The following is an 18,218-nucleotide window of genomic DNA, read 5'->3' on the forward strand; positions in this document are numbered from 1 at the left end:
AAAGACGTTCACTGTCTTCCTCTAAGCACAGCTTTACTATCGAAAAACAACGTTTTATTCAAGTATTTAACGGCTAAACTTAGTCTCAAGAATAACCGAAGACGTGGTTCGCTCTACACCATCAAGGTTGCCTATATCATCAAGCAAGTGACTGAGCTTTTCTAAATTCTGCGCTTGGACGACAGCAATAAGATCAAATTCTCCGCTGATAGCATACAGTTGTGAAATAGCATCTATTTGCTTAAGTTCTAAATTAGTTTTAGTGGTTAGTTTTTGTTTTACCTTTATGGATACGTGTGCAGACACCATGGCATTTAAATAGGCTTCACCGTAATCAACACTGTATCCTTTGATAACGCCTGATTCTTCAAGTTTTAACATGCGACTTTGCACTGTAGAGCGCGACAAGTTAAGTAGCCGCGCAAGGTCAGAAATACTCGCCCTAGCGTTTGTACGTAGTATAGAAAGTAGCTTTTCATCTTGTGGAGTTATCATATTGGTTATTCTCTTCACTATTTTGCATTTTATTTTAATCATTTTTCACAAAATAGCACTGCAAATTTAAACTTCTAACCAAGATAATAACCGTTGTAGATAATAAAAATTATTAAATCAATCTATTGCGAGTTAATAACGGCTTAATTAACTCCTTTTATGCAATATCACTTTTTTCACTTTAAGCCAGATTTAGGTGTAACAGATGCAAGTAACAAGAGAATTATTCAACGATGTCATGGTGCCAAACTATAATCCATCAGAGGTGATCCCTGTTCGTGGACAAGGTTCTCGTGTGTGGGATCAAAACGACAAAGAGTACATTGACTTTGCCGGTGGTATTGCAGTTAACTGTTTAGGTCATTGTCATCCAGCGCTTGTGAGCGCACTTAAAGAGCAAGGCGAAAAAATTTGGCATCTTTCAAATGTAATGACTAATGAGCCCGCGCTACGCTTAGCAAAAAAAATGACCGATGCGACTTTCGCCGATAAAGTCTACTTTGCCAACTCTGGTGCAGAAGCAAACGAAGCGGCACTGAAACTAGCGCGTCGTTTTGCGCTAGATGTTTACGGTGACGATAAAACACAGATCATCGCCTTCAATAAAGGTTTTCATGGTCGTACATTCTTTACAGTAACAGTAGGCGGACAAGCCGCTTATTCAGACGGCTTTGGCCCTAAACCTGCTGCGATTGATCACTGTGACTACAATGACTTAGCTGCATTTGAAAAACTAATTAGTGATAAAACCTGTGCGGTTATGATGGAGCCACTGCAAGGTGAAGGCGGTATCATTTCGCCAAATAATGAATTTATGCAAGGTGTGCGCGCGCTGTGCGACAAGCACAACGCATTATTAATTTTTGATGAAGTACAAACAGGTGTTGGTCGTACTGGCGCTTTATACGCATACCAAGACTTAGACGTAACACCGGATATTCTAACCACGGCCAAAGCGCTCGGAGGTGGTTTTCCAATTGGTGCAATGATCACCACAACGGCAATCGCCCAGCATCTTAAAGTTGGCACCCACGGTTCAACCTACGGCGGTAACCCACTTGCTTGTGCCGTCGCAGAAGCGGCTTTTGATACTGTAAATACCGCTGATGTACTCGCCGGTGTTAAACAACGTGAGCAACTGTTCCGTGATGGTTTAAATGCAATTAATGCCAAATTCGATGTGTTTAGCGAAGTACGTGGCAAAGGTCTATTATTAGGTGCAGTACTGAACCACAAATTTGAAGGACGCGCGCGGGATTTTTTAGTTGCCAGTACCAAACATGGCTTAATGAACTTAGTTGCAGGAACTAATGTAGTTCGTTTTACACCTTCGTTAGTGATCCCAATTGAAGACATTAATGAAGGCTTAGCACGCTTTGAACAAGCGGTTGCGGATGTTGTAAACGGTTAACCTAATTTAGCGCCCGCATTGGGCGCTAATGGAGCACTTTTAAATGCACGTATTACGTCCTATTACTGCCAGCGACTTTGATGCACTCAAGCAAATCGCCGTTGAATCGGGTCATGGTTTTACCTCATTACCCGTTAATGATGCTTTATTACTTGAAAAAATTGAGCGCGCTGAACGCAGCTTTGCTAAAAATATTAATCAACCTAAAGACGAAAGCTACTTATTTGTTCTCGAAGATAGCCAAACCGGCGACGTCGTTGGTACGACGGCTATTGAAGCCGCTGTAGGCCTTAATGTACCTTTGTATCATTATCATCTTGGTAAGACAGTTCATCATTCACGTACTCTAAACGTATACAACACCGTTGATATTTTAAGTATGTGTAATGATTACACTGGCTGCTCCGAAATATGCACCTTGTTTTTACGCGAAGATAGCCGCAAAGGGCTGGCTGGACGTTTTTTATCACGCTCACGGTTTTTATTTATGGCTCAGCACAGCGAACGCTTTGCCGATACTATTATTGCAGAAATGCGCGGTGTAAGTGACGAACAGGGACACTCCCCTTTTTGGCAATGGTTAGAAGAACACTTTTTTAGTATCGAATTTCCACAAGCTGATCACCTTGTTGGCTTAGGCGATAAAGTGTTTATTAGTGAACTGATGCCTAAATACCCAATATACGCCAACTTACTGAGTAAAAAAGCGCAAGCCGTGATTGGTAAAGTTCATGAAAAAACCAAACCAGCACTCAAGCTACTTGAAAAAGAAGGCTTTGAGCATCGTGGCTACGTTGATTTATTTGATGCAGGACCAACTGTTGAAGCCAAGCTTGGCAATATACGCAGCGTGCGTGAATCACTAGTATGCCCGATCTCAATTGGTGAACTCGATTATGTTGATGAACAAAGCTCAGACACCTTAGCGATTTGTAATCAAGGCGTCAGTGATTTTAGAGCCACGTTCACAAAACACGCTCATTATAATCACGCCAAGCACACCTTAATCATTAGTAACGACGTTGCCCACGCACTTAAATTAAAACAAGGGGATGCAGCACGATTCTTTCGTCTGTGATCTGCTTAAGGAAAGACTTATGAGTACCATAACTCAACTTATAAATAATCAATGGCAAAGCGGCCTTGGCCACGACTTTGTTTCTGTTAACCCAAGTAATGGTGAAACAATTTGGCAAGGTAAAACAGCCACTAAAGAACAAGTAAATGAAGCGATTACAGCAGCACGCAAAGCGCAATTCACGTGGGCACACACTCCTATTAGCGATAGAATTACAGTGCTGGAAAACTTTGTTGCTCAACTAAAAGAGCACAGCGAAGAGTTTGCGAACATCATAGCCTGTGAAACGGGCAAACCACTGTGGGAAACACGCACTGAAGTTGGCGCAATGGCCGGTAAAGTCGCTATTTCAATCAAAGCTCATAATGAACGCACAGGTACCACGGAAAATCCAATGCCAGGGGCCAAAGCGTTTATTCGTCACAAGCCTCATGGCGTTGTGGCCATATTTGGTCCTTATAACTTCCCAGGCCATCTACCAAACGGTCATATCGTACCGGCAATTTTAGCGGGCAATACAGTGGTTTTTAAACCCTCTGAACTAACACCAAAAGTGGCGCAATACACCCTTGAGTTGTGGCTAAAAGCAGGTTTACCTGCAGGTGTTATTAACCTTATTCAAGGTGAAGTAGAAACGGGTATCGCGCTTGCGAGCCACCAAGATATTGACGGCTTATTTTTTACTGGCAGTTCAAATACCGGTCACTTGTTACATAAACAATTTGCTGGCCATCCTGGGAAAATTCTTGCACTTGAAATGGGTGGCAATAATCCACTGATAATCAAAAATGTCGCTGATGTAAACGCAGCAGTACACGATATTATTCAATCGGGCTTTATTACCTCTGGACAACGTTGCACCTGTGCCCGACGTGTATTTATCGAAAACACAGCCAATGGTGATGCCATTTTAGAAAAACTTATCAGCGCCACTAAAAATATTATCGTTGATGACAGCTTTGCTCAAGAGCAACCGTTTATGGGCTCAATGATCAGTGAAAAAGCCGCTTTGGGTATGGTTAGCGCACAACAACAGCTACTCGATATGGGGGCTACATCGCTGGTTGAACTTAAGCACTTAAAACCAGGCACAGGCTTTGTAAGCCCAGGTATCATTGATGTCACTAACGTAACTGATATCCCAGATGAAGAACACTTTGGGCCATTAATTAAAGTGTACCGTTTCACTGAATTTGACAGTGCCATTGATGAAGCAAACAACACTTCGTTTGGTTTATCAGCAGGTTTGTTAAGCGATTCGAGCGATGATTACCAGCACTTTTTAAAACGTATTCGTGCTGGCATTGTTAATTGGAACCGCCCTATCACAGGTGCATCGAGCGCAGCGCCATTTGGCGGCATTGGTGCCAGTGGTAATCACAGAGCAAGCGCCTACTATGCCGCAGATTACTGCTCATACCCAGTCGCTTCGGTTGAAGCAGACACAGTAAATTTACCAGATACCCTAGCGCCGGGCTTAATCATTAAATAATGACTAAATGGCTATACGTCATTTTAACCACATTAAGGAATTAAAAATGCACACAGATGTAAATGCCCTATTTGACAACCTATGGCAAAATTACTTGTCCGTTACACCTTCGGCCGTTAAAGTTCATGAATTACTTGGTTCGACACAAAAAAATGATGTGATTAATGATCACATTGCATTAAGAACATTTAACCATGAAAAAATTGGCCTTGAAAAACTTGCTGCTCACTTTTTAGCTGTTGGCTATAAAGAATGCGGCGAATATCACTTTGAAGCTAAAAAGTTATACGCTAAACATTATGAGCATACAGATCCAACACAGCCAAAAGTGTTTATTTCAGAGCTGTTAGTTGAACAATGTTCACCACAGCTACAAGCTATCGTTAATGATATGGTAGCCAATATCGATGCAACAGCCGTGACGGCTGATAACTTTTTATATTCAGGTACTCACTGGCAAGTTAGCACAGACACCTATAAAAAGCTGTTAGCAGAAAGTGAATATGCAGCATGGATGTCGGCATGGGGTTACCGTGCAAATCATTTCACCGTCAGTATTAATGAACTTGCAAAATTTGATAATATTGAAGCAGTAAACCAAGCATTAAAAGATGCCGGTTTTGCGCTTAATACCTCAGGTGGCGAAGTAAAAGGGTCGCCAGAGGTCCTACTAGAACAGTCATCAACGCTTGCTGATGATTTCGCTGTAGAATTCAGTGATGCAAAAATGACAGTCCCGAGCTGTTTTTATGAATTTGCATTGCGTTATGAAAAAGCAGATGGTGAACTTTACACTGGTTTTGTTGCCGCTTCGGCCGACAAAATTTTCGAAAGTACCAATGCCCGTTAACACGTTTTAATACACCACTTAGCACTGAAATTTACAGGGCTAAGTGGATGTATAAAAATATATAGCAAGTACTTACAAAGTATTTATTCCCTTTACTATAAATATGATGGCTTGCCTGTAGACGAAAAAAAACGCAGTTGCTTTTTCCAACTGCGTTTTTTATTACTTTACGAAAAGAAATAACCGCTATAAAAATAGCGGTTTATAATCGTTTTCTAACTGCTCAAAAGAGAGATTACCAATAAAGCGACCAAAACTCAGCCAAGTTGCTAAGCCTCGAAGATCTTTAAAGTGTGGTGGAACAAACTTAGGGTCTTCAATCACCCCTAGATCATGTAACTGAGATATTAGTCTAAAGTCATCAATTGAAATCTTACCTACTAGCAGTAATGGTAATTGATCAATACGGCCTAGCTGGATAGCAACGCGTATTAAGTTATAAACCAACACAAAGCCTTTAATGTAAGCTATATCCTTTGTGAACGGCAAGCCCGTTGCCGTACTGCCACGAAAAACCCGCTGGGCAAGCGTATAACTTTCATCTTTACTTAATCCTTGCGCCACATAGTCTCGGTAAATATCAACAAACTCAGCACCGTCTATCACTTTCGTAACCGCTTGAATTCGATTAACAAGTTTTGCTAAACGACGTGGTGTAGATTTAAGCGTGATGATCTCAGTCAATACAGCCAGACCTTCTTGTGTCACTGTTGAGCTTGGGGTACCTTTACTCAAACAGGTTAAATAAGGCTGCGCTAAACCATTTTGCGTAGTGCCAACATGGATCCAACCTTCATGGACTTCTAGAATATCAAGCTCACGCTGCGAAAACTTAACATCTTGATTCAGTTTAATATTATTAGCACCAGCTGCGGCATCACTAACTATACCATCACTGATGATCACTTCAACATCAATACCTGGCATGCTAGTAGCCACTTGCTCAGCCAGAATTTTTACCGCAGCATCGGCGTCAATGTTTTTTGGATCATCCGGTAGAATATCTGCTGCTAGCAAGTTTTTAAGTGGCATCTCAAGCATATTAGCGAGTTCTGACAATGACGGCTCACCAGCATGAAAAAGGTCTTTAGGATGACCAAACAATTCCACCGATAAATCATGAAACTCTGGCGTACCTCGATACTCAAGCATATTGAGGACCGTTTTATATTCAGCACACATTTTACTCATATATTGTGTGATTGGATTAAGCTGCCCCAATTGGCTGATTATATTTCGATTAAGATCGGAAAACGCTTGACGTAATTCACTAGGTACAAACCCTAAGTCACGCTGCTGATAATAAGCTTTATCGACCAAAGGGTTTTTTTGGCATTTTTGCCTAAAAAACTCTTCTTTTATGCTTTTATCCCAATTAATCGCATCTAAAATGCGGATCGGTGTTTGCAGGGCGATTAATCTATCTGATAATTCGCGAGTTTTAAGTAATAACGCCTTATCTATCATGCTCTAAGCTCACTAATGAATGAGCCTAGAGCATAGGCTAGATCTGCGCGTTTTCAAAGCAAATTATCGTGTATTTTGTAGATTTACTGGGCTTGAAAAATCAGTAATACGATTTATGATTTTTCCGTCTTTGTAAACCAATAATGTCGGTACTTTATTAATTTTATTATTAATAAATAACCCATTACCATAATCTATGGTTAAAGGGTGAGTAACAGTAAATTTCGATTGGTATTCAGTAACAGCAGCTTGATCCGTCCATAATTGGCTAATTCTTGCTTCTACATCCAGCCCTTGTTTAGTAAGTGTATTCATTTGCTCTTGAGCTGCGACACAATTTTTTGCCATGTCTGGGCGTGTATCTGCTAAATACCAATCGCACCAAGTGGCAGTAAACAGCACCGCTTTTACCCCTTGCGTAGGAATATCTAACGCAACCGCTCTTTGCTGATGGGTTTCATCTAGCAAGTGCGTTTTTTCCACCACACCATCATGGGACAATAATCGTAATGTATTATCAAGTGCTTTATCTGCTTCATGTCCTTGAAATATCACCTTGCCGGTTTTATCTAGTAGTACATGAAATGGTGTCCCAATAAACTGATAATGTTGAGCAACCTTCCCGGTATCATCCGTCATAATTGGCATAGTTAAATTAAACCGTTTTTTAACTGCTGCTACTGCATCAGGGTCATCGTTAAGATCAATATTGATTGCGATCGTCTCTATCGTATCGCCATATTGTTCATAAGCATGTTGAAAATGTGGCATTTGCTCCATACAAGGCTTGCACCACGTTGCCCAAAATTTCAGATAAACGGGCTTTTTCCCCACTATTTTACTCAGCTCAAATGACTCACTTTGCTGATTTTTTAAAACTAAGTTATGGTCACTTGCAAACACATTTTGATAGCTCATAAAACAGCAAATGAATAATGCTAGCGTAATACATTTAAACTTCATCATTATTATCCTTAAAATAAATAAACCTTAGCATGGTAACCAAATAGGCGATTGTAAATTTGCGACAACTGTAACTTTTCGGCCAATTAAGCACACTTGGTATAAACTAAATAGCGTTGACTTACGTATTAACCACTGAGCAATGGTGTAAAGGAGCAACTATGAAAAATGATATCGAAACAAAACAAATATTAGCTGTGTATGAACAAATTATCCAACAAGGTGATGTCAATGACGATGGTAAACATTATAAAGGTTTAACCGCGTTTTCAGATATTGATGGCTACACCATTTACCTAAAAGGCAGCGGCGTGCTGCTTAGATTTGGTTTTCACAATACTTACCATCTTGACTATGAACATGAAAAACAAAAAGATGACTTTCTTAAAAAACTCGAAAATATAATCAATGAGATATAAGTGTGAACAATCGCAAGAAACGCCCTCAAGGAGCAGATAATCAACATAGCCTATTTATCGCACACGTTGTCCAGCAGTTACGTGCCCAGCCCAGTAAAGTGAACATTATTAAGCGAAACCTTGAAGAATATCGCCAACAACGTTTTCTTAAGCGTGGTTTCTTGACAGCTATTGAAAGATTCGATTGGGTATTCGAAGCCTCCGACAATATAGAGGATATTTGTCAACAAATTCTCGCAGATGACTACATTGGCAAGCGACTGCGCCGTTATCCTCTTTTATTCAAAGGGATCGTTAAATCAGATTAGCTATTTATCGTACCTAAACAGTAAACCACCGTTTATAGGTGATACCAACGCCCAAAAATGATAGATTGCGGCAATTTATTATTTTGAGAGTCTTGTCATGTCAAAAGCCGTCGACAACGCCAACTCAACTAACGAAGCGAAACCATCGGGATTATTTAACCGATTTTTAGCATCCGTTGAGTTTTTGGGGAACATGTTGCCCCACCCTATTACGTTATTTGCCATTTTTTGTGTGGCTATTATTATCTTCAGTGGTATTGCTGATTGGTTTGGCTTAAGTGCCATCGATCCTCGTCCAATTGGCTCCGCGGGTCGAGAGCCTGATGGTGTAATTGAAGTTGTCAGCCTACTGAGCGCTGAAGGATTACAACGAATCGTAACAGGCCTTGTTACTAATTTTACAAATTTTGCCCCCTTAGGTACTGTACTCGTCGCTTTATTAGGTGTGAGTGTCGCTGAACATTCAGGATTACTCTCTGCTGCAATGCGTGGCATGGTGATGGGAGCCTCAAAACGTTTAGTCACCTTTATGGTGGTATTTGCAGCAATTTTATCTAATACGGCTTCTGAGCTTGGTTATGTAGTACTCATTCCATTAGCTGCTATGATCTTTCATAGTTTAGGACGTCACCCACTCGCTGGTTTAGCCGCCGCTTTCGCTGGTGTGTCCGGTGGTTATAGTGCCAACTTATTACTTGGCACTATCGACCCTCTACTTGCAGGTATCACCACACCGGCTGCACAAATGATTGATCCTACTTATCAAGTTGGCGCTGAAGCAAACTGGTATTTTATGATGATATCAGTGCTATTAATTGCTGTGTTAGGTACTTGGGTCACTGAAAAAATTGTTGAGCCACGATTAGGCAAATATAATCCAGATGAAGCCAGTGCCGATTTAGCACAAAATAATATTGAAGGGTTAACCGCCAAAGAGAAGTCAGGTCTAAAATGGGCGGGGGTATCCTTATTATTAGTATCGCTCCTACTGGCGTGGACCATAGTGCCAGCCGATGGCATTCTACGTCACCCTGAGACCGGCTTATTCGCCCATTCACCGTTTTCTAAAGGGATCGTAGTGTTTATTTTCATTACCTTTGGTATCCCTGGCTTTGTCTATGGTCGTGTAGTAGGTACTATGAAAAACGACAAAGACGTGATCAATGCAATGAGCAAGAGTATGAGCTCAATGGGCATGTACATTGTATTAGTATTTTTTGCCGCCCAGTTTGTGGCGTTTTTTAAATGGACCAACCTTGGCACTATTTTAGCGATTAATGGCGCAGCCATGCTGCAAGCGCTGAGCCTAACTGGCCCTGAAGTGTTTGTATTGTTTATATTAATGTGCGCAGTCGTTAACCTAAGTTTAGGATCATCGTCAGCACAGTGGGCGATAACTGCGCCTATTTTTGTACCAATGTTAATGCTCATTGGCTACGCGCCAGAAACCATTCAAGCCGCTTATCGTATTGGTGATTCTGTGACAAACCTGATCACCCCAATGATGAGTTATTTTGGTTTGATCCTCGCCGTTGCAACAAAGTATAAAAAAGACATGGGAATAGGCACCCTTGTAGCCACAATGCTGCCTTACAGCATGATATTCTTTGTCGGCTGGGTGGTACTATTCTACCTCTGGGTATTTGTGTTTGGTTTACCTGTGGGTCCTGGCTCACCAACCTACTACACACCTTAACTAAATGCTCTTGTAATGCCAGCGTATGCTGGCATTATTAATTCAGCTATTTGTTTTTACTCGGTAAAAAATCTACACTGTAGTTTCTTAAACTAAACCATGAAACTATGTCTCGTTATATACTTTTTCTATTGCTCAGTAGTACCTTGTTTGTACCCTGGCAACTTTTCGCAAATCCAACGAAGCAACTCGAATCTGCATTTGCAACTTCGCTAGTATTAACTGACGGTGACAGTATTACTTTAGGCTATGGCAATTTTGATCCAAATAAATTTATTAGCCCGCACCATAGTCAAGCCAATGAAGTTGACTCTTTGGGTTTACGAAACCAATTAAGTCTTTATGCCATTCCCTACGACTGGGCTTTGGCTAAACCTATTTGGGGCTATCAAACGAAGTTACTCGCTCAAGTCAGTTATTTACATCAAGAACGAAGTATTCGCACCTTTGCTGACACGGTACCTGATCTCAACTCTGAAACCATGCAAAGCGCCAAACTTGGCATCAGTTTTGAAAAACCCATCAGCTCAAAATGGTTTTATCAAGGTAGTTTAAACAGCCACTATATGCATTATCAAAATGATTACGCATATTTAAGTGAGCAAAGTGAACAGCTATTAAAGCCACTTATAGAGGGAATTTATAACAATGTGCAAAGCAATGCACTCGTATTAAACCCAAGCGTTGCATTAATTTATCGTTTACCTCGCGATTGGGGCTACTACGAATATAAACTCAATTTTAATTATTATTACGGCTGGGCTCTGTCTCAGCCGCAACAATTAAATTCGGTTAACCCTGAAAGCTGGCAAACCCAAAATGGTATAAAAGCCACCTTTAATATGTTTAAATTTTATGATTTTCAGCAATCATTTTATATCAAAGCACAGCGCGTTGATTTAGGTGCAGATAGTAAAGAGCCACTTGGCACTGACCATTTTTATGAATATGGCTTTGGCGTATTATGGGATGTAACGAAATGGACTGATTGGTTCGAAAATTTCGGCATTGGAATTAATATTAATAATGGCAGCAACCTAGATGGCGGCAGCATCGTGTTTTATTTCAATGAACTTTAAAAAGCCCCTGCTTTCTAGTAGGGGCTGCATACACTTATTAATTAGATAGCTGTTTTGGTTTTATCCGTTGCTGCTTTTTGTTCTTCAACTTGAATAAACATTGCGTCTACCAACTCTATAATCTTTTCTTTTGCGTCAATAAACTTATCGAGGCCAGCACCCGCTCGATAGCTTGCCTGTGCAATTGTATTTGTTTGCTCAACATCTTTAACCCAAATATTTGCGTAAGACATATAAAGCGCGAGGTCCCAGTGCCAATTAGCGACATAAAATGCCACGGCATTACAGCCTTGTGCATCCACTGACTCAAACTCTGTTTGATATGCTTGGTGTTTCATTACATAGTTTGCAGTAATAACCTTCGTTTCTACATTGTGCTTAGCAAACCCTTCTTGTAACGCAGTAACAACACCTTCTTTTACTTGCTTATGCTCTGCTATACACACTGTTTTAGGTCGTTCAGCTTCAAAATGGCTAACATCTTGTTTTGCAGCACAGCCAGCTAGTGTTGCTACAGCAATAGCTGCTGCGGTAAGTTTAAGTAGTTTCATTTTATACTTCCAATTTTTATTATTTAGGTGTTCGTTATTGATGTTTTGTTATTGGGTACTATTACAACTGCCAAGCATAACTGAGTTTAGTGAAGAAAGTGCGCTGATCGCGCTCCACACTCTTTAATGAATCATCTTGGTAGCCTTTATCTGAATAGCCTAGATAAAACAATGTTTGTGCATTGATTTTATAGGAATAAACCAGCTGACTGCCGTAGTCTCGGTTTATTCTATTCACATTAGCGTAGTAAGCGTTTTGATTACGCTCGATATCTTCAAACTGTAAAATCAGTTTCAACATTGAGCGCATGTTGAATTTATAATAAACACGTAAATCTGTCAGATTAGCTGTAAATACATTATCACCTTGCGGGTTATCTAGACGGCTGTAACTATGCTCCAGCTGAACTTGCCAATGGTCGTTAATATCCCACGTAAGCTCTGGCTCTATGGTAAATAAATCACCTAACTGTTCATTGCTGTAGTCTATTTTACTGCCAAATTCACTGTACAGTGTTATTCGTAAATCTTTCGTTGGGCTAAAACCGCCATAGATAAAACCGATATTTTGATTATAAAAATTATCGTTATAGTTCTCGTTACGGTGGATCAAACCAAACTCTAAAGATGACTGTAATTGCCCTTTTAAAAAAATGTAGCCTTCATATTCTTCTTCCAACAAGCTGCCATCTTGTGCCCAAGTTTTGTCCCAATCAACATTATAGGAATATTCGGTTATCATCTCAGTTGCGTCTAAGTACCACGTTTGCCCGCCACCTAGTAGCGCTTTTTTATAATCCACTTTTTCTTGATAGCCAACATCGGTACGATAGTCTTCACCAATATCTTCGTAACTGGCAAGTAAACTATAACCCCGTTTCTCGCGAGAAAACTCGAGCTTATACGCCTGATCAGATTGATTTTCCTCTAAACCATACTTATCAGTTAAAAAAGCGGAATTTTTAGTGTCAGAAGTTGCAACTTGATACAACACACTATCTGTTTGATTAAACCAATAACTACCATCAACAGACAATACGGTATTGTGATAATCAGTCGCTTCACGGTGGGTACTCATTACCCCTATTGTTCCTTGCTCACCAAGATCATACTGGTAACGCCCAATGGAGGATTTTGATTTTTCAGCTAAATTAGCAAAGCCAGAACGTTGGTTGGTCGGCAATAAAATACTGGTATTCTCATCATCGGCATACAAAAACGCATAACTGTGTGCATTCGTTTTACCTGTTACCTTGGCCCCTACGTCAGGCTCAGCAATTGTACGAGTATAAAGCAGTTCGAATAGGCTACTTTTAAAATATGACGCGCCATCTAAAAAGAATGGCCGCTTTTCAGCGTAATAAATTGAATAAGTTGTATTTACATCCAGCTCTAAACTATCTGTCTCAACTTGTGAAAAATCGGGATTAATAGTGGCATTAATAACCGCATCCTGACTTATACCCCAACGTAAATCTAATCCAGCTTCTGTATCAATATCACCGTGTTGCCAATCACCAGGCACTGTGTTTTTCGTGTCATGACGAAGCGCTGTCAATGTGGGTGTTAATTGAATATTTTTACTGGGCTCCATAGCATTAAAGCCGGTTATTTTATCAAACTGACAAAAGCTGCATTTCACATCACGGTCAAAACCCACATTAGACAACTGATAAAGTACGTCGCGCGGGTAATTTCGCCACAGTGCAAATCCCCATGTCATATCAGCTTTATTTTTTGGAAAACGCAGTGCAGTGAATGGAATACGCATTTCAACCACATAACCTTGATCGGTTATTTGCCCTGCGCTATCCCAAATCGCATCCCACGAGGGGTCTTCACTCCAACCGTCGGTATCTGTCATGCGCATATCACCTTGCGCACCCAGCGGGTTTACGTAAAATTCATAGCCGGTACGCTCATCATTAAAGGTATCTATCATTAACGCAACGTTATCATCACTCCACAAAGTATCACGGTCTCGAAGTGCGGCACGAATTTGACTCGGATCATTATCATAAGCAACAAGACCAACATATAAATAGTTGCCATCTTCGTAAATATAAGCGTTAGTTTTTACTGGTGGCGTGCCTTTTTCATTAGGTTCATTTTGATAACGTAACGGCACTAATGTAGCTTGTTGCCAATGTGGTTCACTTAACTGACCATCAAGATCAATACCTTGATCAATATGTGCTAAGCTAAAATGTTGTTTTTCAGAAGCTTGGCTCAATTCACTAAAAAGAGTAAAAAAAGACACCCAAAAGATAAGAGTACATGGTTTTATTATTGATTTTATATACTGCATAAACATCCGTTTAAAATTTTTATCACTCTTAATGAGTAATTAATCGCACGGATTGTAATTCACGCAGGTACATTTGTTAATAGTTTGAATAAAAATTTATAACGATTATTCAATATTCAGGATAAAAGTATTAGGTCTCGATTAACTTCAGTTTATCTGCTACACCATTCCATGTATCTGCATCGGTAGGTGCAGGCTTAACTTCGGTAATTCGAGGCCAAACAAGGGCGAGCTCCGCATTCAACTCAGTAAACGCTTTTTGTGAATCTGGTAATTCATCTTCTTGATAAATTGCCTCTGCAGGGCATTCAGGGACACATAAACCGCAGTCTATGCAATCAATTGGACTGATAGCTAAAAAGTTTGGACCTTCATAAAATGCATCAGCTGGGCACACTGCGACGCAATCGGTGTATTTACACTTTATACAGTTTTCAGTGACTACAAATGCCATATTCTTGTTACGCCTATCTTATGCCCAATAACAGCGCTGGATCATACCCAACACCTGAGAAAATACAATAAATAATCGCTGCCATCACAGCTTAATTTAACGTAAAATGCTGAACATTGTGAGCAGATTGCTTAAGCAACTGCAAAGACACCTAACAGAGACTAAAATATGATACGTTTAACAGAAATCAAGCTACCTCTTGATCATGGTGATGATGCTATTGAGCAAGCCATTCTAACAAAGCTTGCTATTGATAAGAGCCAACTACAGAGCTTTAACGTCTTTAAACGTGGTTACGATGCCCGAAAAAAAACCGCTATTTTACTGATTTATACCCTCGACATTGAGGTTGCCAATGAAGCACAGTTGCTAGCCCAGTTCGCTAAAGACCAACATGTCAAACCCGCACCAGACACGCGTTATAAGTTTGTAGCACACGCACCGAGTAATATTCAAGAACGTCCTGTCGTTATTGGCTTTGGTCCATGTGGTTTATTTGCCGGACTAGTTTTAGCGCAAATGGGCTTTAAGCCCATCATTCTTGAGCGCGGTAAAGAAGTCCGTGAACGCACTAAAGATACATTCGGCTTTTGGCGTAAACGCACACTAAACACAGAATCAAATGTGCAATTTGGTGAAGGCGGCGCTGGTACATTCTCTGACGGTAAGCTTTACAGCCAAGTTAAAGATCCAAAGCATTATGGCCGCAAAGTAATTACCGAGTTTGTCGCAGCGGGTGCACCTGAAGAAATTATGTATGTAAGTAAACCGCACATTGGTACATTTAAACTCGTGACTATGATCGAAAAAATGCGTGCACGTATTGTTGAGCTCGGCGGTGAGATCCGTTTTAGCACTCGCGTTGATGATATCTTACTCGAGAATGGGCAAGTCACTGGCTTAAAACTCTCGACAGGTGAACAACTTAACACCCAACATGTCGTGCTTGCCGTAGGTCACAGTGCCCGTGATACATTTAAAATGGTCTATGACAAAGGTATTTACGTTGAAGCTAAACCATTTTCTGTAGGTTTTAGGATTGAACATAAACAATCCATGATTGATGAGTGTCGTTTTGGTCCTAACGCTGGCAACCCAATTTTAGGTGCGGCTGACTACAAACTGGTTCATCATTGTGAAAACGGCCGTACAGTATATAGCTTTTGTATGTGCCCTGGAGGGACTGTTGTTGCTGCAACGAGTGAAGAAGGTCGTGTAGTGACCAATGGTATGAGCCAATATTCACGTAATGAACGTAACGCTAACAGTGCTATTGTAGTGGGCATTTCACCTGATGAAGACTACCCAGGTCACCCACTGGCAGGGATTGATCTACAGCGCAAATTAGAAGAGCAAGCCTATGCGATTGGTGGTAGTAATTATGATGCACCAGCGCAGTTAATAGGAGACTTCTTAAAAGGCAAAGACTCAAGCACATTAGGTGATGTAAAACCCTCATACACGCCAGGTATTAAACTGACAGATTTAGCAAAGACCCTCCCGAGTTTTGCCATCGATGCCATTCGTGAAGCGATCCCCGCTTTTAACAAACAAATTCGTGGTTTCTCATCCAGCGATGGGTTGTTAACTGGTGTTGAAACCCGCACCTCTTCGCCAATTTGTATCAAGCGTGATAAAAGCATGCAAAGTATCAACACCCAAGGCTTATACCCAGCAGGCGAAGGTGCAGGCTATGCAGGCGGTATTTTATCGGCGGGTATTGATGGCATAAAGGCGGCTGAAGCACTGGCTCTTTCAATGATTGAGAAAAATAGCTAACAAGTCCCTCATAACAAAAAAGCCTGAGTTAAACTCAGGCTTTTGCATATTGGGTAACTTATACTCTTATTTCTTTAAAGAAAGTTTTGCGCCTTTTAAGCTTTTACGTACATTGGAGATACGTGAGCGGTTTTTAGCACGTGCTTCACCGGTTGCTTGCCCTGACGGTTTATTTGAGTGACTACGACGTAAATGCGACGGTTTTTTACCGATTTTTTCAATCAATACTTCACGGTTACTTACTTCATAACCAGGTAAATATTCACGTTGAATTTTTTGACCAATTAAGGTTTCAATTTCAAACAACATGTTTTCTTCTTCACGGCTGACAAACGAAATTGCCTGACCTTGTTTGCCTGCACGACCTGTGCGGCCAATACGGTGTACGTAATCTTCTGCAAGCCATGGTAGGTCAATATTAATTACACGTGGTAAATCATTAATATCAATACCGCGAGCGGCGACTTCTGTTGCCACCAACACGCGAACTTTGCCTGCTTTAAAATCACTCAATGCACGACGACGATTACCTTGGGTTTTATCACCATGACACACAGCTGCGGGTATTCCATCAAGGTTTAGTTCTTTAACTAATTCATCAGCTGTTTCTTTCATATTGACGAACACCAACACTTGCTGCCAGTTTTTCTTACCTATTAATTCTGATAGTAATTCTTGCTTACGGCGCTCTTCTACAGGGTAAACCACGTGATGAACCGTTGCTGCGGTGCTATTAGTTTGGTCAACACGGACGATTTCAGCTTGTTTTAAGACTTTGCTAGCAAACTGTTTGATTGCTGGCGGGAACGTTGCTGAGAAAAGTAGGATTTGGCGATCTTCTGCGCAGCCATTTATCACTGTTTGCATATCTGTGATAAAGCCCATGTCGAGCATTCGATCAGCTTCATCAAGTACTAAGTGCTGTACATTAGCAAGACTTAAATTACCTAAGCGAATGTGATCAAGTAAACGCCCAGGAGTCGCAACAACAATGTCTACACCCGCTTTTAAGCCATTAGCTTGGCCAACTGTGCTTACGCCACCAAATAAGCTGACTATTTTAAGCTGAGTGTACTTTGCAAAGTCGCGAAAGTTATTAGCAATTTGCTCTGCAAGCTCACGCGTTGGAGCAAGCACTAAAGCACGCGGTGCGCTTGTTTTTGTGTATTCAACTTCAGATAACTTTTGAATAATAGGCAATGCAAAAGCTGCTGTTTTACCTGTCCCTGTTTGGGCGCTGGCTAAAACATCTTTACCTTTACGCACTGCTGGAATGGCATTACGTTGAATGGGCGTAAGGGTGTGATAGTTAAGTTCATCTAACGCCTGAAGAAGTTCAGGGGCAAAACTAAAAGATTTAAAATTCATGCTGTATAACCTGCGGCCACATTATCAAGGGTCGCAAATTATACAGCAATTTCATGCAAGCAGTTAGTTATAACTTAACTAAAGTGCCTTTTAATGCCACGCCAGCCATAAGAGTCCCTGCACCACATTCATATTCAGTGCTGCTAACAAACTCACGTTTTTTATAAAACGACTGAATATTTACCACGGCATTCATGCCTTCTTTTACTGCGCGCTCTTGTAGGGCTTTAAGCGCGCTGAGCATTACCCATTCACATGCTTCTTGATCGCTTTTATTAAAGGCATTCGTTTTTTTATTGGTGATCACTTCCCCATAGCGACTGCTTTCTTTGGGGTGTGATTGGTCAGCAAAATAAAGTGGAATGTCTAATAATGCCTCTTTCGCTTTGCTCGAAGCGAGTAAAGACTGGATTGGGTACTTACCAATATCGTCACGAGCATTCGCTGCCACTGTTGTTAATAAAGCTGCGACTAAAAGTACACTATGAATCAATTTCATA

Annotated in this window: 17 protein-coding genes; 9 read left to right on the forward strand and 8 right to left on the reverse strand. The window is 40.8% G+C overall.

The features are described 5' to 3' along the window. Positions 1 to 66: 66 nt before the first annotated feature. The gene (locus tag PHAL_RS0101880) at positions 67 to 495 is read right to left on the reverse strand and encodes an Lrp/AsnC family transcriptional regulator (RefSeq protein WP_016706707.1); all 429 of its coding nucleotides are present in this window, start codon (positions 493 to 495) and stop codon (positions 67 to 69) included. Positions 496 to 700: 205 nt separating this feature from the next. Here PHAL_RS0101880 and PHAL_RS0101885 point away from each other — a divergent pair, with 205 nt between their 5' ends. Genes PHAL_RS0101885 through PHAL_RS0101900 form a run of 4 tightly spaced genes read left to right on the forward strand, consistent with a single transcriptional unit; the run spans position 701 to position 5,326 of the window. Next, positions 701 to 1,906: an aspartate aminotransferase family protein gene (locus tag PHAL_RS0101885; protein ID WP_016706708.1), complete on the forward strand. Its 1,206-nt coding sequence runs from the start codon at positions 701 to 703 to the stop codon at positions 1,904 to 1,906. Positions 1,907 to 1,949: 43 nt separating this feature from the next. Beyond that, positions 1,950 to 2,984 (forward strand): arginine N-succinyltransferase, encoded by a 1,035-nt coding sequence (gene astA, locus PHAL_RS0101890; RefSeq protein ID WP_016706709.1) that lies wholly within the window; start codon positions 1,950 to 1,952, stop codon positions 2,982 to 2,984. Positions 2,985 to 3,003: 19 nt separating this feature from the next. Continuing rightward, positions 3,004 to 4,476 carry a succinylglutamate-semialdehyde dehydrogenase gene (astD, locus tag PHAL_RS0101895; RefSeq protein WP_016706710.1) on the forward strand — a complete coding sequence of 491 codons (1,473 nt, stop codon included), beginning with the start codon at positions 3,004 to 3,006 and terminating at the stop codon, positions 4,474 to 4,476. Positions 4,477 to 4,522: 46 nt separating this feature from the next. Beyond that, on the forward strand, positions 4,523 to 5,326 hold the full coding sequence (locus PHAL_RS0101900) for a DUF1338 domain-containing protein (RefSeq protein ID WP_016706711.1): 804 nt from the start codon (positions 4,523 to 4,525) through the stop codon (positions 5,324 to 5,326). 186 nt (positions 5,327 to 5,512) lie between these two features. Here PHAL_RS0101900 and PHAL_RS0101905 read toward each other — a convergent pair whose 3' ends face one another. Both PHAL_RS0101905 and PHAL_RS0101910 read right to left on the reverse strand, forming a co-directional pair. Then, positions 5,513 to 6,793 (reverse strand): flavohemoglobin expression-modulating QEGLA motif protein, encoded by a 1,281-nt coding sequence (locus tag PHAL_RS0101905; RefSeq protein ID WP_016706712.1) that lies wholly within the window; start codon positions 6,791 to 6,793, stop codon positions 5,513 to 5,515. 63 nt (positions 6,794 to 6,856) lie between these two features. Next, complete coding sequence (locus PHAL_RS0101910; protein WP_036980282.1) at positions 6,857 to 7,759, reverse strand: redoxin family protein; 903 nt, start codon at positions 7,757 to 7,759, stop codon at positions 6,857 to 6,859. A 158-nt stretch (positions 7,760 to 7,917) separates the two neighbouring features. Between PHAL_RS0101910 and PHAL_RS0101915 the strand changes: the two genes are divergently transcribed. The 4 genes from PHAL_RS0101915 to PHAL_RS0101930 all read left to right on the forward strand — a co-directional run bounded on the left by PHAL_RS0101915 (position 7,918) and on the right by PHAL_RS0101930 (position 11,258). Then, complete coding sequence (locus PHAL_RS0101915; protein WP_016706716.1) at positions 7,918 to 8,175, forward strand: DUF3081 family protein; 258 nt, start codon at positions 7,918 to 7,920, stop codon at positions 8,173 to 8,175. A gap of 2 nt (positions 8,176 to 8,177) precedes the next feature. After that, positions 8,178 to 8,483, forward strand: coding sequence for a hypothetical protein (locus PHAL_RS0101920; protein ID WP_016706717.1), 306 nt, complete (start codon positions 8,178 to 8,180; stop codon positions 8,481 to 8,483). A gap of 97 nt (positions 8,484 to 8,580) precedes the next feature. Next, positions 8,581 to 10,179 (forward strand): AbgT family transporter, encoded by a 1,599-nt coding sequence (locus tag PHAL_RS0101925; RefSeq protein WP_016706718.1) that lies wholly within the window; start codon positions 8,581 to 8,583, stop codon positions 10,177 to 10,179. Between the two features lie 107 nt (positions 10,180 to 10,286). Then, positions 10,287 to 11,258, forward strand: a complete 972-nt coding sequence (locus tag PHAL_RS0101930; RefSeq protein WP_016706719.1) for a Solitary outer membrane autotransporter beta-barrel domain — start codon at positions 10,287 to 10,289, stop codon at positions 11,256 to 11,258. Positions 11,259 to 11,299: 41 nt separating this feature from the next. Here the strand turns inward: PHAL_RS0101930 and PHAL_RS0101935 are convergent, their stop codons facing one another. From PHAL_RS0101935 to fdxA, 3 genes are all read right to left on the reverse strand, one after another. Further along, positions 11,300 to 11,809: an Sbal_3080 family lipoprotein gene (locus tag PHAL_RS0101935; RefSeq protein ID WP_016706720.1), complete on the reverse strand. Its 510-nt coding sequence runs from the start codon at positions 11,807 to 11,809 to the stop codon at positions 11,300 to 11,302. Between the two features lie 61 nt (positions 11,810 to 11,870). Further along, positions 11,871 to 14,117 carry a carbohydrate binding family 9 domain-containing protein gene (locus PHAL_RS0101940; protein ID WP_029215983.1) on the reverse strand — a complete coding sequence of 749 codons (2,247 nt, stop codon included), beginning with the start codon at positions 14,115 to 14,117 and terminating at the stop codon, positions 11,871 to 11,873. A 130-nt stretch (positions 14,118 to 14,247) separates the two neighbouring features. Continuing rightward, a complete protein-coding gene (gene fdxA, locus PHAL_RS0101945; protein ID WP_016706722.1) occupies positions 14,248 to 14,571 on the reverse strand; it encodes a ferredoxin FdxA in 324 nt (107 codons plus the stop codon). A gap of 168 nt (positions 14,572 to 14,739) precedes the next feature. Between fdxA and PHAL_RS0101950 the strand changes: the two genes are divergently transcribed. After that, on the forward strand, positions 14,740 to 16,350 hold the full coding sequence (locus tag PHAL_RS0101950) for an NAD(P)/FAD-dependent oxidoreductase (protein ID WP_016706723.1): 1,611 nt from the start codon (positions 14,740 to 14,742) through the stop codon (positions 16,348 to 16,350). 66 nt (positions 16,351 to 16,416) lie between these two features. On the opposite strand, the gene PHAL_RS0101955 is transcribed toward PHAL_RS0101950, so the two are convergent. Both PHAL_RS0101955 and PHAL_RS0101960 read right to left on the reverse strand, forming a co-directional pair. Then, entirely contained in the window at positions 16,417 to 17,718 is a 1,302-nt protein-coding gene (locus PHAL_RS0101955; RefSeq protein ID WP_016706724.1) for a DEAD/DEAH box helicase, read from the reverse strand. 67 nt (positions 17,719 to 17,785) lie between these two features. Further along, positions 17,786 to 18,217 carry a hypothetical protein gene (locus tag PHAL_RS0101960; RefSeq protein ID WP_016706725.1) on the reverse strand — a complete coding sequence of 144 codons (432 nt, stop codon included), beginning with the start codon at positions 18,215 to 18,217 and terminating at the stop codon, positions 17,786 to 17,788. Position 18,218 lies beyond the last annotated feature (1 nt).

The organism is Pseudoalteromonas haloplanktis ATCC 14393, from assembly GCF_000238355.1.
Lineage (GTDB): Bacteria > Pseudomonadota > Gammaproteobacteria > Enterobacterales > Alteromonadaceae > Pseudoalteromonas > Pseudoalteromonas haloplanktis.